The organism is Streptomyces glomeratus (genome assembly GCF_021462825.1).
In the GTDB taxonomy this organism is placed as follows: domain Bacteria; phylum Actinomycetota; class Actinomycetes; order Streptomycetales; family Streptomycetaceae; genus Streptomyces; species Streptomyces glomeratus.
In genome coordinates this window covers 71,292-92,712 of record NZ_JAKEEB010000021.1, presented here as the reverse complement: position 1 = coordinate 92,712, position 21,421 = coordinate 71,292, and the positions used below count along the sequence as shown (strand labels likewise).

The following is a 21,421-nucleotide window of genomic DNA, read 5'->3' as shown; positions in this document are numbered from 1 at the left end:
GCCGAAACGCCAAAGAACGCCTCAGTCACCCGCCCGCCCGGGTCCCTGGCTTCTCACAGTGAGGCAGAGGGAGTGGAGGCCTGGGTCTGCCCAGCACCCCTCGACCAGGGAGATCGTGAAAATCCTGGACACCCTCCCGGACGCTGCGAAATCCCGGGTGCACCATGGACGGCAACGCCTGGACTGGCTACTCACCTGTAGCGGCGCCCAGATGCGCCGTCACCACGGCACTGCCACGCAAAGCGGCAGCCCTCAGGGGCCCCGCGAGATTATTTCGTTAACCCGTTAACATGTCCTCATGGATACCCAGCCGTCCCCCCTTGGCCCCGCGGAGCTGAACCAGAAATGGTTGGCCCGCCCGGACCTCGACACGTCCTCCATGCTCGTCGTGAGTCCGCTCAAGCGGGCCCAAGCGCTGCTGGCGGTCGCCTTGGAGTCGGTGTACGAAAGTTCTGAGCTCACTCCCTCGGAGGTGGACGTCCTGGTTCTCCTCCGGTATTTGGAGGAGCCAGTCATTGCGCGGCGGCTGGCGCAGTGGATGGGCCTTTCGCGTGCTGCCATCAGCAAGATGCTGGCCAAACTCGAGAGCCGGGGCCTGATCGAGCGCAGGGCGAATCCGGCCGACCAACGCAGTGCCCTGGTGACGATTTCCCAGGATGGCGTGACGGCCATCGACAAGACATTTCCCCGCCATCTGGAGCGGGAGGCCCAAGTGCTGGCAGGACTGGGACCCGACCGGGAACGGGTCATCGAGGCCCTGGAGCTCCTGGTCCAGGCACTGGAGCGCAGTGTGCCCACCGCCTGACGTCCGGGCTCCGCAACCCTGCGGACAGGTGCCTACCCGAGGCTGTCATCGGCTTCGTGCGGAGCCCGATCACCATCGGGCACGCACCTTTCTTCCCCCGTTCGGCCCGGCCAGCTCATAGCCTGGGCGGGCGTTGATGCGTTTCCTCTCATACGTGCGCCGTCAACTCCCCTGCGCAGCTCGGCCAAACCGGTGAGCCTTCGCGGTCACGGCATCAGCGAAGTCGCCGGATCCTAGATGCGTACCGCTGTGTCCGGGCTGTTGAGGAGTTCGTTGATGAGCTGTGTGGTTTCCGTTTCGAGTGAGCAGTCCAAGTCCCGGTTGACTTGTTGGATGCGGGTGATGGCGGTGTGGAGTCCGGAGCGGTTTCCGCGGGCGGCTTCGAGACGCATCCAGTCTCGGTAGAGGAGTTCTGCTGTGGGGTCGGCGTCGAGGCCGGTTGTGACGGCTTGGCGGGCGGCGTTGAGGTTGTGGTGGGGGCCTTGGGGGGTGCGGTGGGTGGCGACGGTGTGGGCGACGTCGATGATCCGTGTGATCATTTCCTGGGCGTGGGGCTGGGCCCAGGGCAGTGGTCGGCCGCCGAACGGCTTGCCCCGGACCAGGGTGAGTGCCTTCTCCAAGTCGGTCAGGCCGGACGGGCCCAGCGGCAGCGCGCGTTCGACGAGCTGGAGGAAGCGGGTCCAGTCGCAGCGCACGCCGGGGGAAAGCCGGTAGGGGTCCTCGCCTGTCTTGCGGCGTGGCACGTAGAGGTTGCCGGCAGGGTCGCTGCCCAGACAGCTGCGCAGGCCCTGCATCCGCGCGTTGAGGGTGCTCGTCGACCAGGGGCTGACGGGATCCATGTCGGCACACAGGACATCCGCGCTCCGGCCGGGTCGGAAGTACAACAGAGCGGCGAGCTGGGCCATTCTCGGGCCGTGGCCGGTGCTGCCCACGCCCGTCACCTCGACCGGCCCCAGGACCCGGATCTCCGGCGCGTGCAGGTCATGCGCCTCACACTCTTCCCCCTCCGGCACCGCAGACTCCTCGAGGGCGCCCCCCGGGGCGTCAGCGTTTGCCGCGTCGGTGGAGTCGGCAGCGGCCGGGGACGCCGGGGCTGGAGACACCGCCGTTTCGGTGTCCGGTCCGGTTTCGTCGTGGGGCTGGGTCGACGATGCGGTGGGGGAGTGGAGACGGAGCCCGGACGGATCGGTGCTGGCGGCGAGTAGGGCCGGGAAGACCTCGCTGCTCACGTCCGTTGCCGCCGCCGGTGACGTGATCGAGGCGGCAGTGGTTGCGGGCGCGGACTCCTCCGGCGACGCGTGCTTGGGCTGCTGCGCGCCGCCGAGCTCATCCGGGACGTCTTCCCAGGGCCCCTCGGCCGGGTGGGACGGCTGTGCGGACACTTTCAGCGCGGTGGTGATCTGCTGGTAGGCGGTGGTGATCTGCTGGTAGGCGGTGTGCTCGAGGCGCTGGATGGTGATGTCGGTGCCGGTGTAGTCGAGGTTTTGCGGCGTGTTGAGGGAGGCGTTGAGGATCTCCGCTTCGGGGAAGTGTGCGGCAGCCGTGCTCGCTGGGGCGATCAGCGTGACGGGCACCGCTCCCGCCCGGTCGATGAGGTCGGCGAGCTGCCAGGCGGTGTCTTCGTCCAGGGAGGATGCGCACAGCAGCAGATACGGCTGGCGCTGGGTTTTTGGCATCTGGTGTGCTTCCAGTAGGCGTTCGCTCAGATCGCGCAGCGCGTGGGCGGGCTGGCGCATGTGTGCGATCCGCGTGGTGGGCAGCAGCTGCGGTAGGTCCTCGCCGAAGCCCACGGTGACGACCTCGACGTCCGTCCCCCACGGGCTCATTCCGAGTTCCAGGGCGAGCGAGGTGCACACTTCGGTGATGTGGGCTGGGTTGCCGTCCAGTAGCAGCGCGGGCAGCTGCGCGAGGTTGAGCAGCAGCAGGTCGCCCGTCTTGGTGCTGCCGGTCGTGACCAGTCCCGGATACGGTGCCGGCACCTCGCGGGCGGCCTCGTCGTCCAGGAGGGCGGCTTCAGCGGGCAGGACCCACCAGCCGCCCTGCCCGGCAGTGAAGGGAGCGAGCGGTTCCTGGGCGAGGTCCTCGGGCAGCACCTGAACCGTTCGGGTCCCGATCCGGGCGGCCCGCAGCGGCGGCAGAGTCGTGTCGCTCTTCTCCTGCTGGGCGACGTGGTGGGCCAGGGTCCGCAGCGCCACGTCCAGACGGGCAGCGCCGCCGGGCTCGGCGGCCGCCGCCAACTTGGCCTCGGCCGGGGAGGTCTGTGCTGCGATGGCGATCTTCTCGCCCGGCTTGCGGCGCCGGCGTTGCAGGGTCCGGCGCAGGGCGAGCGCACCGGTGACGGCGGCGGCGAGCAGCGCGCCGGCGCCGAGCACGATGCGCAGGTTCAGTGGGCTGCTGGCCGGAGTTGTCGCCGGGGCCTGGGGCGCGGGGGAGGAGGCAGCGGAGCCGGACGGCTCGGCCGGCGCCGACGGCGTAGCGGTAGAAGACCAGGCGCTGGCGCTGGGCTCGGGCGTCGCGGACGCCGCCTTGGACGGTGAGGGGTGATCCTGCCCGGGCTGCTGGGCAGGGCGGCTGGATGGTGCGCTGGGTGCCGACGACTGTGGTGCAGGCGCCTGGGTGTGGCTGGGCGCGGGCGCTGGTGCATCCCCCGTGCCCTCGCCCGGCGTCTGCGTGCCCTCGGGGTTCTGGGTGGCCGGAGCAGTGGTTTCCTGGCTGCCGGGGTCCTCACCGTGGCCGTGGTCTGGGGGCGGCTGGTCGGGCCGGGCCTCGGGCACGGTGACCTGCTGCCCCGCGTAGATCACGTCGGGGTCGGTGATGGGGGGCAGGCCGTGCGGCTGCGGCTTGCCCCGGCTGGCTGCGAACAGCTGCGGCCAGTCGTCGCCGTCGCCGAGCTCCTTCTGTGCGATCTTCGACAGGTAGTCGCCGGAGTGGACCGTGACGACGTGCCCGCCCTTCGCATCCGCGGCCAGGGTGCTGTCACCCAGCTGCGTGTGGACGTCTCCCGCTCCAGCTGCCGCGGCCGCGGTCGTGGCGGTCTGGGGCATTTGCAGGTGCCAGCCGGGCTGCAGAAAGCTGTTCGCACGGAAGACTGTGCCGTCGGCCATGGTCCGGCCCTCGTTCAGATGAGCAATCTCCCTCCACCGCTCGCCGTCCCCCAGCTCCCGCTCGGCGATGCCCCACAAGCTCTCTGCCGGCCGCGTCTCGCGCACCGTGTACGTGGCGCGGGGCGCCGGTGTGCTCGCCGCGGGCGTCTGGTCCTGCTCGGCCTCGGTGGCCTGCGGCGCCTGGGCCTTGCCGGGGACGCGCTGTGCCGTGGTGGCCTGTGCGGCTTGGGCGTCGGAGGCCAGCGCCGAGCTGGTGGGCAGCAGCACCAGGATGCTGCCGATCAGCAGGGCCGCGGCGCGCTGCGAGGCGCCCATCCCGCGCGGGGCATGCCAGGTACGGCCCCGCACCTGGGCGATCAGCTCACGTACGGCGCAGAAGCTGAACTGAGCCCACCCGATCCAGCCCACGCAGGCGAGCAGCAGCAGGAACACGCTGCCGGTGTCCTGCCCATCCAGCAGATGCATGACGTCGTCGTGGGTGGCAGCCCAGATGATGGGGGTGGCCCAGGCCAGAAGCAGCGGCAGCCCGGCGACCGCGACCGCCAGGACCAGCAGACTCAAGCTGGCTTTGAGGACCCGCGCCAGGGTGCGGCCGGGGGCTGCGGTGGGGGAGGGGGTGGTGCGCATCATGGTCCTTCGGGAGCGGTGACGCCGTGCAGGAGGGTGGCCTTGCCGTGGCCGGTCACCGGCAGGGAGCCGATCCCGACCACCGACAGGAACTTCGTGTCGTACGTGCCCGTGACAGTGACGTTGAGGGTCTTGCCGTCGCCGGAGACGCTGACCGTGCCGGTGGCACCTGCGGAGCGCAGGTAGGACTGGGCTGCGGCGGCCGCGGCTTGCGGATCCACGACGATCGCCTTCCCGCTGATCGCGTCGGCGGGATCGATGGCCTGCCCGCCGGCTCGCGCGGCTTCGCCGGCGATGTAGTCCGCGCGTTCCGCGGCACGCATCTTGCTGCCACCGTCGACGGCGACGCCGATGATTCCGATCAGCGCGATGACGCACACGGCGACGAACACGGTGACGCCTCCCCGGTCGTCCAGCCGCGCTCGGCGCAGGCACCTTTGACGGGAGATCATCCATCACCCCGCTGCCTGTACTGGTCGACTACCGAGGTTGCTGTGGAGGTGAGGGTCTTGGTTCCTGGCACGCCTGGCAGTAGGAGGTCGGACAGGTTGACTGTGCAGGTCACGGTCACGGTGACCGTGCCGATCTGCCCCACCGGCACGCTGAGACCGCCGGTGTTGATGTTGACGGAGGTCGACGCGCATGTGATGCCCTGGTCGTTGAGGGACTGGGCGGCCGCCGACTGCGCGGCGCTCTGGGCGGCTGCCGCTGTGCGGTGGATGGACGCCTCTCGTGCCGCGTCTTCAGCCGCGGAGTCGATTTTCGCGCCGGAGGTGACGATCCGGCCGCCGGCGATCGCCAGACACAGGAACATGATCAAGGCTGGGAGGACGAGCGCCGCCTCGATCGCGGCGCTGCCCTCGTCGCTGCGCAGTCTGCGGGCCCGAGGGGCCGTGGTTCGCACGTGGGTTCACTCCCTTGGGGCGGTCCAGCGTTCCACGGGGGCGGACGCCGACTGCGTGATGTGCAGGCCCGGCACCCCCGGGATCATCGACAGGGCGGTGCCGGACACCTGGACTTGCACGCGCTGCCCGTCGCTGCTTGCGGCGACGCTGTAGCCGCGCAGGCTGTCACCCGCGGTGCGCCCCAGCACGTTGCGTGCCTGGGCCGCACCGTCGGCCGGACTCGACTGGTAGGTGCGGGCGGCGCTGGCGCCTTCGCGGGCAGCGGTCAGGGCGATCTGCCGTGCGTAGTACCACAGGGAGGCCTGGATGACGGCGACCGTGGCGAGCAGCACGAGGGGGAAGATGATCGCCATCTGGAGGGATGTGTCCCCGTGGTCGTCGCGCCATCGTCGCCCCTGCCACCAGATGGTCAGCTTTTCGGGACGGGCCATCACAGGCCGTTGAGCTTGCCGTTGTACTTGGCGATGACCACGGCGATGGTTCCGGCGATCAGGACGGCGCCGGTGACGGCGGCCACCCAGATGATGACGGTCGTGGTGGAGATGTCGCCGCGGTCCGGCCGGCGGGCGGCCTCCTGAAGGCCTTCCTGCACGCGGGTGGTCAGCCGCAGGACCGCACCGTTGGCGCGCGCCCAGGCTCGCGTGCTGCGGCGGCCGCGGCCCGGTGCGCCAGATGCGGTGTCCGGGCAGGGGTGCGGGTGCGTGGTCGCGCGGAGCACCGCGCGGCGGGTGCGGGCTGCGGTGTGCTTCATGTTCCCTTGCCTCTCTTCAGCGTTGGACGAGTCGGAGTGGTCTGGCCTTTAGACGGTGAGCATGCGGATCACGGCGGGGAAGGCCATCAGCAGCATCACCAAGACGGCCAAGAGGGCTCCCGGGGCGGTCATTTTTTCGCTGGCCGTGTTCGCCTCGGCGGCCTGGTCGGCCAGCAGTTCGGCGTTGAGGGCGGCGGTGCGGGCCCGAAGTGCCTTGTAGACGGCGGCGCCGTCGGTCGCCGAGCCGCGCATGATGTCGGCGACGTCGTCCAGGACGGGCAGGTCGTAGTCGTGGGCGAGTTCCGTGAGCGCTTGATACGGGGGGATCTTCTCCAGCCGGGCCCGGCGCAGCGCGCCCTGCAGATACACAAAGGGCCAGCCCTCGCCGACCTCGGCGGCCTTCTCCAACGCTTCGGCGGGGCCGGCGTCGGCGGCCCGCTTGAGCGCGACCAGGTCGAGGTAGGCGGACAGGGCGTGCGCGAACTCCTCCCGCGCCCGCTTGGCCTGGTCGCGCACCGCGAGATCCGGGGTGATGAACAGCAGCACCGCGACGAGGAGTCCGACGCCGGCGGGCACATAGAACGGCAGGCCCACGCCCGCGATGATCCACGGAATCGTCGCGATCACCGGGCAGAGCAGCCCCAGCGCGGCGAGCGCGGCCTTCTTCAGCATGAACTGGCCCGGCCCCTGGCCGAGCAGGGCCAGGTTCGTGGTCGGGACCCGTACACCCGGCAGGCGCTCGAGGCGGGCCAGCAGCCACCGGCCCCAGACCTCCTCGCGGTCCAGTTCCGGCTCGGGCATGGTCAAGGTGGCAGGGGAACTGCGCTTCAGGGCAGGCCCCAACGCGGGCTGCGGCTGCAGCAGTTCCCTCATCAGCAGTGCGAGGCCGGCGCCGAGAGTGCCGCCGGTCAGCACAACGGGCAGCAGGTTCACAAGACGGCTCCTTCCGGCTCCCCGGAGGCGGCCGGCACATCCGGTTCGGGCGCGAGCACCGGCAGGCGGACGGTGCTGGTCGGATCGGGAATGAGGAAGCGCGGGATGCGGCGGAAGTTGCCCAGCTGCCGCATCAGGGCGAGCACGCCGACGAACCCGGCCGTCAGGAAGGCAAGTACGAGCTGACCGAGGAGTGTGGAGTAGGGCTGGGTGTAGGACGGCACGAAGAACCCGGCCACCACGACGCCCACGGTGATGATGGTCATCCACCGCACGGTGGTGCGCGGCTTGGCCCGGTCCGCCTCGATGGCGCGCTTCCTGGCGACCTCCTCGCGGACGGTGCCTGAAAGGTCCTCCAAGGCCTGCGCCAGGCCCGGGCCGCGGTCGCCCGCCGACAGGATCAGCGCGGCGACCACTTTGTCCGAGGTGACATCGCCCAGTTCCTCGGCGAACGCGCGCAGCGCTCCCTCCGGCCGCCACCCCAGACGCAGCCGGTCGGACAGATTGATGATCTGCCCGGCGAGTTCGTCCGGCGCTCCCTGACGACTGGTGATCATCGCCTGCTCCAGGCCCATGCCCAGCCGCAGCAGGCCGGCCAGCCGCTGCGTCCACTCGCTCAAGCCCTCCAACTGGCCGATGCGCTCCTGCGCCATCTGCGCCGGGGTGATCAGCCAGGGCACCCCGATGACGGCCGCGCCGAGCAGCGCCCCGCCGACGAAGTTCCCCGAGACCAGCCACACCGCGGCGAACACCACGACGGCCGCGACCATGAGGGTCCGCTGCCGCAGCCGGGCGTCCTCGCTCTGGTTCCTCCCGCCGCGCCAGGGCGCCTGCCAGCGCCGGCGCAGCGGGACCCGGCGCGGCACCGTGGTGCCCACGACACCGGCCAGGACACCGATCAGCCCGCCGACCACGGCCATGCCACTGAGCAGCCCCAACAGCAGCGTCATCGGCTCGCCCCCACCTTCAGCGGCAGCGGCGCCGCCCAGGCCCCGTAGGGCTCCTGCAGCACAGCGGAGTCGAAGCCGACACGGCGCAGGTCGTCGATGCAGCCCGGGTCCATCCTCGGCACCGCCCGCAGCTCCCCGTACTCGCGACCGGGGGAGAACACCTCGTTCGTGGCGGGCCGGCCCGTCTCGCCGATCCCGGTCACTTCCAGGACATGGGAGACGTAGCGGTGGCGGCGGCCGCCGATCTGCGTCTCGTCCGTCATATCGACGTACACGATGAAGTCCAGGCCGTTGGCGGTCTGCCGGTAGGCGAGCTGCTCGGACAGGTTCCCCTGGGCGAGCGCGTACAGCTCGGCGATCCGGTCGAAGACGATGTCCGGCCGCCGCGCGTGGATGGTGCACAGGTTGCCGCCGGAGCCGTTGGTCAGCGCCTGCATCATGGCGACGACCTCGGGGCCGCGGACCTCGCCGACCACGATCCGCTCCAGCGACATCCGCAGCGCCGGATGCATCAGGTCCAGCAGCGTGACCTCACCAGCGCCGCGCCCGGTGACGTCCTTCTCCCCGTTGGACTCCCGCCCCACCAGCGACACGACCTGCCTGTGGTAGCCGCCTGTGTGGGCGAACAGCTCGTCCTCACTCTGGATGGTCGCAAACCGGCACTCCGGGTCGAACTCCTTGAGCATCGCCCGCATCAGCGTGGTCTTCCCCGCCTTCTGCTTCCCCGCGATCATGATGTTCTTCTCGGCGCGCACGCACGCGCCGAGGAACTCGCGCAGGATCGGATCGATGGTGCCCAGCCGCACGAGATCGTCGAGATCCGCGTGGGAGACCCGGTGCCGGCGGATCACTGCATACGTCATCGGCCCGAGCCCGGTGATCGCCTGCAGCCGGGAGCCGTCCGGCAAGGACAGGGCGAGGGTGGGGTTCGCGGTGGAGATGGTGCGCTCGCTGTGCCCCGATGACCGGGCCAACTCCCGCAGCAATTCCAGCAGTTCCTCTTCGGAGTCCGCGATCGGGCCGACCCTGCGGCGTTCGCCGTCGCCGTAGTCGAGCCACACCTCGTGCGGGCCCTGGATGATGATGTCCTCAACCCGCTCATCGTCCAGGTACGGCTGGAGCCGGCCGGCCCGAAAGAGCAGGTCGTACACGGCGCGCCGCAGCGCCTCATCCTCTTGGGGCGTCATCGCCTGGGCGTCCGACCACAGGGCGACGGCCTCGGCGATCCAGTTCAGGCAGCGCTGCTCTTCGCTGGCCCGGTCCATGCCGGGCTTGGTCTTGAGCAGTTCCTCGCGCTGCCTGGCGACCTGGGACGCAATGTCCCTGGCCACTCGGTAGTCGACAGTGACGTGAGGAGCCGCCGTGCCGAGCACCTGGGTACTCGAGGCAGCACCGGCCGGTGTCGGCGCACCGTTGCTCTCGTGCACCCACTGCTGGGGCAGCGGTGCCACCGTGGGGTCGGGGTGCAGGGGCTTAGCGCGCATGGGTCACCTCCCCGCCTGCAGCGTGCAGGCCGCGTGGATCGAGGCGGGCTCGGCGCATGGCGGCCCGCTGGACAAGCAGCGTGCTGCTCGTTCGGGCGGCCTTCATCAGCGGCGACCTGGTGAAGTGGCGCGGCTGTTCGGCCCCGTCGGAGAGCACACGGGCGTCCTTCGGCGCATACGGAAGGGTGGCGATCACCGGCACCTGCAGCACGCGCTGCACCTCGCCCGCCGGGTACGGGCCCTCGTTGATCATCAGCACGCTGACGTCGCCGACGCGCTCTTCCAGTGCGCGCACGCGGCCCTCTGCTGCCTGCAGGCAGCGCAGGGTATTGCGGACCACCACGAAGGCGGCGTCGGCCTGCTCGGCCAGGACCCCGGAGGGCCCGTACGCGCCGCGGCGGCCGAGGTCGATGAGGACGTCGTGGCCGCTCTCGGCCTCGATGCCACGGAACATCTGCGCCAGGATCTTCCAGACCTGGCCCAGGCTCGCCGCCTGTGCGGGGTCGGTGATGCCGGGCAGCAGCAGCCGGTCGCGTACTGCCTCCTGCTTGCCGTCCTCGCCGCTCAGGTCGATCAGCTGACGCCAGAAGGCGTCGCTGAACTCGCCTTTGCGGGCGGCCACGGACAGGTTGCGCAGCCCGTACCGGTCGCCGAGCGTGCCCTGCAGCAGCCCGTGCAGCACGGCCCCGCCGTCCGGGTCGCACTCGGCCAGGATCATCCGCCGGCCCGCCTCCAGCGGCCACGACAGCAGCAGGGCCAGAGCGCTCGTGGTCACCCCGGGCGCACCGCTGCATCCTGCGAGCGCGATCACAGCCATCAGCTACCGTCCGGGGCAGCGAGGACCAGGCGCAGGGTGCCGGCCGCCTCCCATGCGGCGGCCGTGGCGCCGTCAGTGGCAGAGGTGGCCACGTCGACGACCACGATTCCCGTACCCGGGGCGGCAGCAGATGCCTTCACGACCCGGCCGTCGATGGTCTGCGGCGCAGCGCCGGACGTCTTGCCGGTATCCGTCGTTCCCTGAGCCGGGACGTGCACCAACTCGACCTTCTGACCCGGCACTAACGAGGTGGCCGGGATCTGCTTGGGCTCCAGGCCGATCGGCACCAGCTGCTCGCCGGCCTTCACCAGGCTGTCCTTCGTGACCTGCGAGGGGGCGAGCAGGGAGCCCGGCTTGAGTTCCACGGCGGCCCGCTTGCCCACCACCGACTCCAGGCCGTCAGCGCGTACCGCCTTGACGGCTGGGTCCAGGGCAACGGACGCCTTGCCCAGGTCGTCCTCGGTCAGGACTTGCCCGACCTGGACGTCGCGGACCACGGTCACCACCTCGGTGCGGTGGCCGACCTGCAGCAGCAGGACGGCAACACCGGCGCCTCCTGCGGCGATCAGCGCCAGCGACAGGGCGATGACACCTGGTCGCCGCCTACGAGCCGACACCCGGGGCGGAGCCACCGGACCGGCCAGGCGTCCCTGCTGGGAGACGCTGTTCGGAGCTGTGTCTACACGTTCTTGGGTCTTGCTCACCGTTGTGTCCTTCCGGCGGCGTTACCTGACGACCTGCAGCTCTCCGATCGCCACCTGCGTTTGGGACTGCCGGGTCTCGACGAGCTGGCCGTTCTGTCCGCCGCCCTGCCAGTTGATCGTCCACGTCGAGGTCGCAGTGACCTTGTACTTGCCGCCCGGACCAGCGGCTGAAATCTTCGAGTAGACATGACCGCAGGTCGGGGACTGTGCCATGCCTTCGGAAGCGGTGTAGGGCGTGCCAGGGCCGTTGCAGGTCACGGAGGCGCCGTCGCCCATCTTCCACATGATCTTCGACACCTTTGCGGTCGCGGTGACGGTGATGCCGCCCGCCGAGGCCGACGCGGTGTTGGGCCCGTACGTCGTGGCGCTCTGGCGCACCCACATCCACATCGGCACACCAACGGTGTACTTCCCGGCCGCGCGCGGGCTGGCGATGTCCGGACCTTCGAGCTTCATCTTGTCGACGGCCTCCTGGGCGAGCTGCGCGGGGTCGACAGCGGCCGCGGCTGGTGGCTGGGCCATCCACACGAAGCCCTGGGCCAAGGTCTGGTTGCCAGGAAAGCCGAAGGGGCAGCTGCGCTGGTAGATCGCCCCGTCGCCTGGCTTGTGCCCCTGCCAGGCGGGATCACCGGCCGGAGGCTGGGGATCGGCCTTCTTGAAGTAGCAACCTCCGGAGAAAGAGCCCAGGTCAGGATCCTCGCAGGGCACCTCGTACTCGCCGGCGCCCTTTGGGTCAAGTGAGTGCTTGCTCCCAGAGAAGTAGGTGCTGCAGGTACGCTTCCCGTGCGAGGACTTCGTGGTCTGCTTGCCGCTGCTGCCCTTGGACGGCTTTGCATCGGATCCGCTGGTGCCGACGCCGATGCACACTCTCATGTCGCCGCAGTCCGTGGGCGGGGCAACGGTGGGGCCACCTCCCGCATGGGCAAGGTGAGAGGGGCCCAGTAAGAGCCCTAACGCTAATGGGGCAGCTGCGGCTCTGGACCGGATCAGCATGTGCGCGCCTTGTCCACCTGGTAATCGACGACCTTCCACTGCGTGCCGATCGTGCGAACGGATCCGGTTACGGTGTAGCGCTGGACCTGGTTGGGACTGGTGACGTTCTTGCTGCCCTGCATTGCCTTCCAGTCGGTGGTGTCCAGACACTCGTGGATGCTGGCCGTCTGCGGAGCTGACCCCACGTCCACGGTGGTCACCTGGGCTGTCGACTTCGGCTCCCCTTCAAAATGCACTCCAGCCCGGCGGTACTGGAACAACTCGCTCTCGATCTTCGAGAGAGCCTTGTCCGCTGCATAGGCGGAGAGCTTGGTGCCAGAAGACCTGCCCTGGTGGTACGCCTTGACCATCTCGGCGTCCATCCCTCGCCAGGCGGTCAGCGCGGCATCCCGAGCGGTCTGGTCCTTCGAATCCTGGATGACGGACGGGCTGGTAGCAGTGGATGTTGGGGAGGCGGCGTGCTTGTCAGAGGTGCTGCACGCCGAAAGGGCCAGCACGGCGCAAAGCCCCAAGGTCGCCGTGGTGCGATTTCGGAAGCGAACAGCGGAGCGGGCGGCGTGGTGTGCGCGGCGTGTCACGATACCTCCCCGTGCGGCGTGCCATGGACGGGGCTCTCGACGAGGTCGCGCCCCCATGGCTCGCCTGAAAACCTGGTCAAGCTGCGCTGATGCGCATCGTGTAGTCGTCAGGCTACGCATGGTCTGGTCAACTTCCCAACTGTGTAATTGAGTTCCCTCGTGCAACCCGGGACGTATTCGGTCACTTTCGGAACGGGAAGTCGATTTGCAGTCCTTCCCGCTCGCTCATCACGCGCGCGAATCAGCCTTGTTCCGCCCCTGCGTTGACGTCGTCTGTGCTCCAGGCCAACGACGCACCGCGGTGGAGGAGTGGGAAAGAACTCGGCCATTCCGCGTCTTGGGCCTTCTGCGCGCTGCCCGTCGTGTGACGCCCGGTGGGGCGGGCGGTTCGGATTCCGCTGCGCCTTGATGCGGAAGGCCGACAGGCCTTCGCACGCAGGCGCAGGATCACAGCTTCGTCCATGGACGACGTTCGCCGCCGCCTAGCGGCACCCAGGCATCGCTGGTTGGCCCGTGGAGTTCGAGGTCGTCGAGGACGGCGGCGCCGAGTGGCACTTTGCGGGCCATGGTGGCGACGAGTGGGTGTTGGGCGGCCATGGCCTGCAGGTCGCTGATCCGGTTGTCCAGGACGTACCGGGAGGCCCCGGTCAGCACGAACAGCACCCGGGGGAACACGGGATACCAGCGCAGCCACACCGCCCCGGCTTCGGTGGGCTGCCGCGAGCGTGGCCGTCCCGCGGGCTGCGGCTCGTACGACCACAGCCGCGCGTACTCGATCAGCTTGGAGGCAAGCCGTTCGCTGCCCATGGTCGCCCGGTCGACCTCGACGAATGCCCGTAGCTTCGTCCGCTCATCCTCATCGATGAGGGTGTAGTGCATCACCGCGTCAGTGATGATCCTCTCGCCGTCGCTGAGCGGGTGGGAGACCTCGGGCGTCCAGTCCAGAGGGCCGTGTTCGTCGCCGCGCAGGCGGGCGTCGGTGACGAAGGCCAGGTGGGTGCGGACCACGGTGAGGGTGTGCGGTGTCTTCAGCGAGGCAGCCGTGGCCGAGGTGATCGGATACGGGGGCCGACCGCGCAGGGCGGGCAGGTCCCGGGCCAGCCGCGCGCCCTCGCTGGTGAGGTACCAGGCGCGAGTGCGGTTGGACTGGGGTAGCACCGTGTAGTCCACCAGGCCTTTGCGGCGCAGTTTGTTCAAGGGGGCGGAGACGGTCTGCCGTGCTGCGCGGGGTCTCAGCAGGTCGTGGAGCTGTTGCGTGGTCGCCATCCGGTGCTGGCCAAGCGCTACCAGGAGCTGATGTGGCAGCGGCTCGGCGGGGCTCGGAGCGCGCTTGGAGGAGACAGTCTGGAAGGCGGGGGTCACTGGTATCTCCCCTTCTGCAGCCGGACGGCGGACATGGTGGGGGCTTGCTGGGCAAGGAAGTCACTGACGCGTGTGAGCTGGTCAGCGGCCCGCGCGGTGAGCTCTTCGAGCGGCGCTGTGCCGGCCGTGGCTCGAGCGGACTGCTCCAGTTCCGCTGCTCGGCCGGGGCGGGCCTGGTCTGCGAAGACCTCGTCGAGGTGGGGGCCGCTGATCCGGGCGGGGCCGACGCGACGGCCGTGGACCGTCAGCGACATGTAGTGCTCGAACCGGTCCAGGGCAGCTACGGCATCTGGGCCCGGTTGGTCGCCCCACTCGGCGGTGATCGGCGCGACGGCGGACCGCGAGCCCGCGGTGGTTGCGAGGGTGGAGGCGTTCTGTATCAGTGACAGCCGCACGGGTTGGGGCAGGCGGGCCAGCAGCTGGGTCATGCCGTGGATGTGGACCTTGTATTTCCGGAAGTCTTCGAACATCGCGGCGATCGTCTCCGGTGCGGCACCGGTGAGGGTGATCAGCTCGTCGAAGTACGGGCGGAACGGCACCCGCTGGTCTTCGGGAGTGTCGCGGCGGGAGCGCACGGCGCGCAGCAGGTCCCGGGCGAGGAGTGCCGTGATCAGGCGGTCGGTGGGGCCGTTGCCGCCGGGGCACACCCACACGATCATCCGGTGGTCCATCGCTGCGCGGATGTTGTAGACGCCGGCTGGCTGTCCGAGGAAGGCGCGGGTGACGGGGTTGGCGGCCAGGCGGGCGATCGGGTTGAGGACGACGGCGAAGGCGTCGGCGGGCAGGGTGGGGAATACGGTCTGCCACCAGGAGCGGGTCTCGTGATCGAGGCGTCCCTCGACTGCTGCGAGTGCTGCAAACCGGAAGGCCGGGTCCGCGAGCAGGGCCCGTACGTGAAAGATGGTTGCCTGGTCTCCGGGTCGTCCGGCCTGGCAGGCGGCCTCGTTGACGGCTACCAGTACGGCCAGGGACGAGGTGAGGATGGTGAGCGCGCGGGGTGCGCTGGCGTCGTCCCAGCCGAGAGCGGAGGCGTAGGCGTCGGTGACGGCTTCGACGACCTCGTGCGCCGTCTGCCCTTGGTGCATGCCGATGGGATTCCACGAAGCCACCTGCGGGTGGCGGCCGTTTGCGTTGAGGTCGATCAGCGCGATCCGCTCCATCAGGTGGTCGTGGGCGAGGAACGGCAGCGCACGCGGCCATGAGTCGCGGTGCGGGTCGACGAACATGAGCCCGCCGCCGGCGTGGGCCCAGCCGATCGCCTGGGCGAGGGCACGCTCCGTCTTGCCGCCGCCCGCCTTGCCCACTGCGACCTCGAACAGCGTCTCCTTGGCGTAGGTGGCGACCAGGCGTCGGCGGCCGTCCGGCCCGCGGTAGATTCCTTGCAGCAGCAATTCGGGATTCCCATGCTCGAACGTCGGCAGGTCTCCGGCGAGCAGCGGCAGGCGGCAGTGCGCCGTGGGTGGCTTGAGCAGGCCGGTCAGCTCGTCCAACCGGACCCAGTTCGGACGGGGCGGCTGGCAGTGCCCCAGATCCCAGCGGCGTGCGAAGCCCCGCTGGCTGGGCCACCGGTCCGCCCCGAACCGCCACGGGCCCACCCTCCAGCCGCGCATCGCCCAGCGGGAGCCGCCGCCGAACACATCCAGCGCGGCCTGTAGCTGAGCGAGCCGGGCCTCGGCGCGGCCCTGGGTGTTCGAGGCGCACATCACGAGCAGTTGCACGCGCACCAGGTGGTCGTCCTCGGCGAGCTTGCCCAGCGCTTCCTGCGGGTCTACCCGACGAGGGACGGGCGGCATGACCAGACGGCGCCCGCCCCCGCCCCGCTTGCCGGTGAGCAGTTGCTGCAGATGCCAGGTCAGCGAGTCCTCGATGCCGGTGGCGTCCTGCCGCATCCACCGGGCGGCCCGCTGGGCCTCGCGCCGTTCCTGGCGGCGGGCGTGTGCCATCAACTGCAGACGCCGCGCCCGCAGCGCCCACTTGGGGGCCCGCTGGATGTCGAGCCGGATCTCTGCCAGGTCGCCCAGCTCGGCTCTCAGGTCGGCCACAGCGTCGATCAGGGGCTGCGGGGGGTCGGGGGTGAGGGGCACTTCGCGCAGCGGAGACGTGGGCTTGCCGCGCAGGATGAATTCGGCTCGTACGGTGTGCTTGCGCGGCTTGTCCACGATGGGCCGGGCCCGGTTGACGGTGACGTCCGGCCCGAACGGGGTGATCGACAGCAGCCGTTCGCCGCCCGCGGGGCCTTCGATGCGGTAGCGCAGCGGCGCAGTGCCGTCGGCGCGTAGCCGGATCTGTACGGCCTTCGTCCGGCGCGGCGCCCACCACGGCATGCTCGTGGAGGCGCGGGCGAGCTGGACGCCCCGGCGGAAGATTTCCTCAAGGCTGGGGTCGAAGTGCCGCGATGGCATGAGCTCGAGTGCCATGCGCTCCGCGGAGGCTTTCCGCGCCAGGCGGCGCACGGCCAACTCGCTCGCGACCCACAGGGCGATGGCGGACACGGCGGACACCCACCAGTAGGCGATCACGCAGCCGACGGTGTGAGCCAGGCCGGTGAACACGCCGGGTACCGAACCGGATGTCGACGGTGCGGCCAGCCCGGTCAGGTACGGGGCTGCGGAGTCCATGTGGACGCCCCCTTCCTTGTGGTGGTGCGGGTGAAGCGCCAGTCGGTGATGCGGCCGTCGGTGAAGGTGCCGCCGCGGTCGGCGCCGGCCCACACCAGGTGCACGACTGCGTGGTCCTTGGCGCCGTCCCGGCGGGCGATCGCGGCCTGGATCCGGAACTGTGCGGTGGCGAACGCCGGCGCGAGGCCTCCTCTGGAGGTGGGGAAGACGCCGGGCCATCTCGCGCGGCCGATCCCGGTGGCGTCGGCGCGCAGGAGGCCACGCCCGGCTGCCAGCAGTTCGCGTTCGTCGCGGGCGGGAAGGTCTGGGGGCCAGGCGGCCTGCAGCGCCTGCTGAATGGCCGTATCGCCTGCGGTGCCCTCGCCGTGCGGCGGAAGTGCGGACTTTAGGCCCGCCGGTGTCGATGCGGCGGGCGTTGAGGCAGCCGTGCCGGTGGGCGGCGTGCCCGCGAAAGGCTCAGAGGCCGGTGAGGGTTCCGTGGCCGTGTGCACGGTCGACGACGTCGCCGGGGCCGACGGTGCCTGGCCGTGCGGCATGCGCAAAAGGGCGACGCCGGCGACGGCGAGCGTGATGGTGCTCAGCAACAGCAGACGCGGTGAGCGTGGCGTGGCGGTCACAGCAGCCGTGCTCCGCCCGCATAGCCGGACATTGCGGTGACCGAGTCCAGCCGTACGGCCGTGCCCGGGCGGGCGGCGTTGATCATTTGACCGCTGCCGGCATAGATCCCGACGTGGTAGATCGTGGAGTCGTGTCCGGGGGCGTAGGCGTAGAAGACGAGGTCGCCCGGCTTGAGGGCGCCAGTGCCGAGGCCGGCGGGGATCCGCTGGCCGACACCGGCCTGCTCGGCCGCGGTGCGCGGCAGGCTGATGCCAGCCTTGGCGTACGCGTACAGGGTGAGCCCCGAGCAGTCGAAGCCCTTGATGTTCGCGCCGCTCTTCCCGCTCGGCGAGCAGCAGATGCCGTACGACGGGCCGTTCGCGTTGCCGCCGCCCCACGAGTAGGGCACGCCCCGCCGAGACAGGGCCGCCTCCATGACGGTGCGGACCTTGCCCTGCACGCTCCTGAGGTCGGGAGCCTTGGCAGCTGCCGTGTACTGGTCGATCCAGCCCAGCACGTCGGTCACATACTCGCCGGAGTGGTTGTACCGCCAGATCGTGGCCTTGAGCTCGGAGCGCTGGGCCAAGTTCCGGCCCTCGCCGCACAGGTAGACGGCGGCTCCCAGAGCGGCGTCGTCGGCGTTGTGCGGGTCGGCGACCCTGTCGCCGCCTGCGTCCTTGCCGACGGAGCCCCAGGTGGAGGGCAGGAACTGGAACGGGCCGACGGCTCGCTCCCCAGACGCGGTGCCGTCCCAGCGGCCGTTGTCGGTGTCCGGCAAGGCAGTGGTGTTGCCGCCGGCGCCAGAGCCGTTGAGAAGTGCTCCGTAGATCTTCGGGCGGATGTCCCCGTTCTCGGCGATGTTGTGTCCGATGGCGTGGTTGGACTCGACCTTGGCGATCCCGGCGAGGATCGGCCAGCGCATTGCCTTGCACTTCGGCACGTACCGGCCGACCTGCTGGACCGCCTTGTGGTAGGCAGCGAGCATGCGCGGCGGGATGTCCGCGGCCGTGCCGCCGTCGGTGCCGCCGTCATCGCTCCTACCGGTCTGCAGGGCGACGTACGCGCTGATCGCGTTGGAGATCGGAGCAGCGCAGCATACGGCGGAGAAGAACAGCAGCGCTCCGATGCACCCCCATCGTGCCAGGCGGCGCCGGGCTGGCCTCACTCGTCCTCACCACCTTCGCCACGCCGCCGCGTGCGCTCGTGACGCAGCCGCTCGGCCTCGGGTCCGGTCCTGCGCATCAACTCCTGCATCCGGGCGCGCGCCTCATCGCGAGCCCCGCTGCGTGCGCTCCTGCCGCCGGGCAGAACCGGCGTGTCCTGGCCGGGCACGCCGCTTGCGCGTGGCGGGGTGTAACCGGGTCCTGGCCGCGGGGCAGGCTCCGGATCTGCCGTAGGGGCGTGGCCGCTGGACGGGGACGGCGGCGTGCCGGTCCGCGCTGCGGCCGTACCTGTTCGGCCTGCCGGGGTGCGGGGCGTGGGCGGGTGTGGCGCAGTGGCCGCGTCCCGGGTTGAGGCCGGCGCGGCCGTGGCTGGCAGGCGGCGGCTGTGGAAGGGGCCCATGCCGCCGCGGTCGTCGGTGTGCTCCCGCATGACCCGGGAGACATGCCGGCCGGTGTCCGCCCACGCCCGACTGTCCTCGCGGACGGTGTTGCCCCACACCCGTACCTGCTGGCGGGCGTCCTGGGAGTAGCGCGAGCCGCCCGCCCGCGCGCGGCGGATGTTGGCCGGCAGGCCGACCGTCGCCCCGTACGCTGCGCGGCCGCCCCGGTTGAGGATGCGGTATCCGCGGAATCGGACCAGCCGGTTGTGGGCCCGGGTCGACAGCAGTGTGCGGTCGGTGTTCTGGTCGTGCAGGACCTGGCCGGTGTTGCGGTCGACGATCTGGCCTTGCTCGTTGCGGTAGCGGTCGGGCGGGCCGCCGGGCCTGCGCGGTCCGCCGCTGCCCGAAGGCGGCGGTCCACTGCCCGAGGGGCCGCCCGCCCGCGGGTCGTCGCCGTCGGCGGTGGGCTTGCGCCACTTGGCCAGCTGCTCCTTGTCCGGCCGTTTGCCGATGAGCAGCCAGTGCGCGCCCTTCGTACCGAGCTGTGCGCCCAGGGCGCCCGCAGCTGCGGCCGCGGTCAGCGGGGCCAGGCCGCGCCCGGCTTCGGCTGTGGCGTCGGTGAGGATTGCGCCGGTGTCCACCGGCATGCCCGCGCCGTCGAACAGCGAGGTGAGCGCGCCCATCAGCCGCTGCCGGGTGCCGAGCATCCCGAACCTGCCGCCCCCGCCGGTGAAGGCGCGCAGCCCGGCGCCGTATCCGCCCAGCGCTGCGGGGGAGTTCATGGCGAGCGCGGCGCCGAGCTCGGAGGTGTCGCCGGGCAGGTGGGTGCCGCCGACCTTGGCGTAGCGCATCCGCATGGCCATGCGACGGCCGAAGGAGGCGATACCGGTCAGCAGGCGGCGGTGCCCGGCCGCGCCGGCGATGGCCAGGACGTCGATGAGCAGGATCCGCTCCACCATCAACTGGGGGCCGTTGGTGATGGTGGCGTCGACGGCGATACCGAAGAACGGGATGAACGCGCAGATCCCGACCACGGCCAGGACCGCGATGCCCCACAGGGACAGCCACTTCCACACGCTCTGCCGCGGCGGTCCCGGCAGCATGGCGGCGATGAAGGTGACGCCGCCGGCGGCCGCTGCGGCCGCGCAGATGCCCTGGGTGCCGAGCAGCACGATGGCGCTGGAGAGCAGCATGCCGCAGATGAACAGGGCGGCGATCAGGAGCAGGAAGGCGCCGCCGAGCCGCCACCAGGTGGGCTTGTCTGCGTAGGCGGCGCACGACTTGCCGACCGGGCCGGCCTTCTTCATGTCGGCGAGGAACGCGGCGAAGGCCTGGTCCTCGTCGGTGACGATGGCGTTGGGGGAGTCCAGCAGTTCGCCGCCGGGGGTGAACTGCGGCAGACGGTCCCCGCTGCCGGGGGAGGCGTCGGCGTTGCGCTCGCAGTACTTCTTGCCTGGGCCGTGGACCAGCCTGCAGGCGTCCTTGGCCTTGTCCGAGGGCGTGCCTGCCTTGTATCCGCCGATGACCCACTTCAGATGGACCGCGTAGGCCTTGCGGTCGGACTCCTTGGCCGGGTCCAGGATCCGCCCGTACTGCAGGAGCATGTACGGCTTGACGATCAGCGCGTTGGTGAGGGAGTCCTGGATGGGGCGGGCCACCTCGGTTGAGGAGACCGGTCCTTCGCCTTCGCGTCCCAGGCACTTGAGCTCGGCGTTGCCGGCCATGCCGGCGCACGGGTCCTTGCTGGCGAGCTTGCCGCCCCAGTCGTAGGAGTTGACGCTGTGCTGGGCGACCTCGGCGGCCACCTGCTGGGACTGTCCCAAAGGGCCGTCCGTGCCGAGCAGGGTGTCGGGGCGGATGAGAGCGGAGGCGGCGATCGCCCCGATGAACAGGGTGAGGAAGATTTCGCCCAGACCGCGGCCGACCCGCCCGCGCACGATCATGAATCCGGCGAAGACGAACGCCCAGGCCAGCATCAGCCCCTTCAGCCCGAGGGTGTCGACCACCACGGTGTCGTATGTGTCGGCGACCTTCTGCGCCGGGCGGGCGAGGATCTTCAGCAGCGGGAACCGGAAGGCCACCTCGATCGCCCACCCTGCCAAACCGACCAGCAGGCGGATCAGGGTGAACAGTCCCGATAGGGCGAAGGCCAACGCCTGGCTCTTGAAGGCGACGATGGAGCCGCCTGAAGCGTTCAGGTCGTAGCCGTCGATCGGCACACCCTCGGACGAGTAGATGTTCAAAGGGGCGAGCAGGTCTCCACTGCCGCTGTTGCTGCTGGCCGCGTAGACGACCTGGGAGTTCACCAGGAGGAACACGCCGGTGAGCACCACGACGAACCCGGCCGAGCGGAGCGTTGTGCGCTGTGGACGGAACATCTTCAGCGCCGCCCTCGGCCGGTCGGCCTGCGCCGGCGCCAGACGACGAGCGCGCCCGCTGCCGTCGCGGCAGGAGTCAGCTTCCCCACGGCGGCGTCACCACGGCCCCGGGCAGCCTGGGCGGAGGCGGTGCCGCGCTCGCAGTAGGCCTTGGTCGGACCTGCGATCAGCTCGCACGGATCTGCGTTCCGGTCAGCAGTAGCGAAGGCTGCTCCAGTGCGCGGCCACCACGTCTGCGGCAGGCTGACCGTCAACGTCATCGGGAGCAGGCC

The 21,421-nt window shown here is 70.5% G+C and carries 18 protein-coding genes; 1 reads left to right on the top strand and 17 read right to left on the bottom strand.

Annotation, left to right across the window (positions count from 1 at the left end; genetic code table 11):
• Window positions 1-298 precede the first annotated feature (298 nt).
• Entirely contained in the window at window positions 299-805 is a 507-nt protein-coding gene (locus LZ604_RS23120; protein ID WP_234517351.1) for a MarR family winged helix-turn-helix transcriptional regulator, read from the top strand.
• A gap of 233 nt (window positions 806-1,038) precedes the next feature.
• Here the strand turns inward: LZ604_RS23120 and LZ604_RS23115 are convergent, their stop codons facing one another.
• The 17 genes from LZ604_RS23115 to LZ604_RS23035 all read right to left on the bottom strand — a co-directional run bounded on the left by LZ604_RS23115 (window position 1,039) and on the right by LZ604_RS23035 (window position 21,149).
• The gene (locus LZ604_RS23115) at window positions 1,039-4,536 is read right to left on the bottom strand and encodes a LysM peptidoglycan-binding domain-containing protein (protein ID WP_234517378.1); all 3,498 of its coding nucleotides are present in this window, start codon (window positions 4,534-4,536) and stop codon (window positions 1,039-1,041) included.
• Entirely contained in the window at window positions 4,536-4,988 is a 453-nt protein-coding gene (locus LZ604_RS23110; protein WP_234517350.1) for a TadE/TadG family type IV pilus assembly protein, read from the bottom strand. Before LZ604_RS23110 ends, LZ604_RS23115 begins: the two co-directional genes overlap by 1 nt.
• The gene (locus LZ604_RS23105; RefSeq protein ID WP_234517349.1) at window positions 4,985-5,440 is read right to left on the bottom strand and encodes a TadE/TadG family type IV pilus assembly protein; all 456 of its coding nucleotides are present in this window, start codon (window positions 5,438-5,440) and stop codon (window positions 4,985-4,987) included. Before LZ604_RS23105 ends, LZ604_RS23110 begins: the two co-directional genes overlap by 4 nt.
• Before the next feature lie 6 nt (window positions 5,441-5,446).
• On the bottom strand, window positions 5,447-5,872 hold the full coding sequence (locus LZ604_RS23100) for a TadE/TadG family type IV pilus assembly protein (RefSeq protein WP_234517348.1): 426 nt from the start codon (window positions 5,870-5,872) through the stop codon (window positions 5,447-5,449).
• Window positions 5,872-6,192, bottom strand: a complete 321-nt coding sequence (locus LZ604_RS36315) for a hypothetical protein (RefSeq protein ID WP_372482182.1) — start codon at window positions 6,190-6,192, stop codon at window positions 5,872-5,874. Before LZ604_RS36315 ends, LZ604_RS23100 begins: the two co-directional genes overlap by 1 nt.
• 48 nt (window positions 6,193-6,240) lie before the next feature.
• The gene (locus tag LZ604_RS23090) at window positions 6,241-7,125 is read right to left on the bottom strand and encodes a type II secretion system F family protein (protein ID WP_234517347.1); all 885 of its coding nucleotides are present in this window, start codon (window positions 7,123-7,125) and stop codon (window positions 6,241-6,243) included.
• A complete protein-coding gene (locus LZ604_RS23085) occupies window positions 7,122-8,075 on the bottom strand; it encodes a type II secretion system F family protein (protein ID WP_234517346.1) in 954 nt (317 codons plus the stop codon). The genes LZ604_RS23090 and LZ604_RS23085 overlap by 4 nt, the downstream gene beginning before the upstream one ends.
• Window positions 8,072-9,559 carry a TadA family conjugal transfer-associated ATPase gene (locus tag LZ604_RS23080; RefSeq protein WP_234517345.1) on the bottom strand — a complete coding sequence of 496 codons (1,488 nt, stop codon included), beginning with the start codon at window positions 9,557-9,559 and terminating at the stop codon, window positions 8,072-8,074. The genes LZ604_RS23085 and LZ604_RS23080 overlap by 4 nt, the downstream gene beginning before the upstream one ends.
• Window positions 9,549-10,376, bottom strand: a complete 828-nt coding sequence (locus LZ604_RS23075; protein WP_234517344.1) for a CpaE/TadZ family protein — start codon at window positions 10,374-10,376, stop codon at window positions 9,549-9,551. The genes LZ604_RS23080 and LZ604_RS23075 overlap by 11 nt, the downstream gene beginning before the upstream one ends.
• A complete protein-coding gene (locus tag LZ604_RS23070) occupies window positions 10,376-11,080 on the bottom strand; it encodes an SAF domain-containing protein (protein ID WP_234517343.1) in 705 nt (234 codons plus the stop codon). Before LZ604_RS23070 ends, LZ604_RS23075 begins: the two co-directional genes overlap by 1 nt.
• A 21-nt stretch (window positions 11,081-11,101) precedes the next feature.
• Window positions 11,102-11,953, bottom strand: coding sequence for an ATP/GTP-binding protein (locus tag LZ604_RS23065; RefSeq protein ID WP_267971701.1), 852 nt, complete (start codon window positions 11,951-11,953; stop codon window positions 11,102-11,104).
• A 113-nt stretch (window positions 11,954-12,066) separates the two neighbouring features.
• Window positions 12,067-12,651 carry a hypothetical protein gene (locus LZ604_RS23060; RefSeq protein WP_234517341.1) on the bottom strand — a complete coding sequence of 195 codons (585 nt, stop codon included), beginning with the start codon at window positions 12,649-12,651 and terminating at the stop codon, window positions 12,067-12,069.
• 447 nt (window positions 12,652-13,098) lie between these two features.
• Window positions 13,099-14,013: a replication-relaxation family protein gene (locus LZ604_RS23055; protein ID WP_372482181.1), complete on the bottom strand. Its 915-nt coding sequence runs from the start codon at window positions 14,011-14,013 to the stop codon at window positions 13,099-13,101.
• Window positions 14,010-16,631, bottom strand: coding sequence for a type IV secretory system conjugative DNA transfer family protein (locus LZ604_RS23050; RefSeq protein ID WP_234517339.1), 2,622 nt, complete (start codon window positions 16,629-16,631; stop codon window positions 14,010-14,012). The genes LZ604_RS23055 and LZ604_RS23050 overlap by 4 nt, the downstream gene beginning before the upstream one ends.
• Window positions 16,607-17,248 carry a hypothetical protein gene (locus LZ604_RS23045; protein ID WP_234517338.1) on the bottom strand — a complete coding sequence of 214 codons (642 nt, stop codon included), beginning with the start codon at window positions 17,246-17,248 and terminating at the stop codon, window positions 16,607-16,609. The genes LZ604_RS23050 and LZ604_RS23045 overlap by 25 nt, the downstream gene beginning before the upstream one ends.
• Window positions 17,245-18,393, bottom strand: a complete 1,149-nt coding sequence (locus LZ604_RS23040) for a C40 family peptidase (RefSeq protein ID WP_234517337.1) — start codon at window positions 18,391-18,393, stop codon at window positions 17,245-17,247. Before LZ604_RS23040 ends, LZ604_RS23045 begins: the two co-directional genes overlap by 4 nt.
• Complete coding sequence (locus LZ604_RS23035) at window positions 18,390-21,149, bottom strand: hypothetical protein (protein WP_234517336.1); 2,760 nt, start codon at window positions 21,147-21,149, stop codon at window positions 18,390-18,392. Before LZ604_RS23035 ends, LZ604_RS23040 begins: the two co-directional genes overlap by 4 nt.
• Window positions 21,150-21,421: the final 272 nt, after the last annotated feature.

What these genes read in the sequence shown, in the direction of transcription:
- LZ604_RS23120 (WP_234517351.1), top strand. Translation starts at nt 299, where the DNA reads ATGGATACCCAGCCGTCCCCCCTTGGCCCCGCGGAGCTGAACCAGAAA.
- LZ604_RS23115 (WP_234517378.1), bottom strand. Translation starts at nt 4,536, where the DNA reads ATGCGCACCACCCCCTCCCCCACCGCAGCCCCCGGCCGCACCCTGGCG.
- LZ604_RS23110 (WP_234517350.1), bottom strand. Translation starts at nt 4,988, where the DNA reads ATGATCTCCCGTCAAAGGTGCCTGCGCCGAGCGCGGCTGGACGACCGG.
- LZ604_RS23100 (WP_234517348.1), bottom strand. Translation starts at nt 5,872, where the DNA reads ATGGCCCGTCCCGAAAAGCTGACCATCTGGTGGCAGGGGCGACGATGG.
- LZ604_RS36315 (WP_372482182.1), bottom strand. Translation starts at nt 6,192, where the DNA reads ATGAAGCACACCGCAGCCCGCACCCGCCGCGCGGTGCTCCGCGCGACC.
- LZ604_RS23085 (WP_234517346.1), bottom strand. Translation starts at nt 8,075, where the DNA reads ATGACGCTGCTGTTGGGGCTGCTCAGTGGCATGGCCGTGGTCGGCGGG.
- LZ604_RS23080 (WP_234517345.1), bottom strand. Translation starts at nt 9,559, where the DNA reads ATGCGCGCTAAGCCCCTGCACCCCGACCCCACGGTGGCACCGCTGCCC.
- LZ604_RS23075 (WP_234517344.1), bottom strand. Translation starts at nt 10,376, where the DNA reads ATGGCTGTGATCGCGCTCGCAGGATGCAGCGGTGCGCCCGGGGTGACC.
- LZ604_RS23065 (WP_267971701.1), bottom strand. Translation starts at nt 11,953, where the DNA reads ATGAGAGTGTGCATCGGCGTCGGCACCAGCGGATCCGATGCAAAGCCG.
- LZ604_RS23050 (WP_234517339.1), bottom strand. Translation starts at nt 16,631, where the DNA reads ATGGACTCCGCAGCCCCGTACCTGACCGGGCTGGCCGCACCGTCGACA.
- LZ604_RS23035 (WP_234517336.1), bottom strand. Translation starts at nt 21,149, where the DNA reads ATGTTCCGTCCACAGCGCACAACGCTCCGCTCGGCCGGGTTCGTCGTG.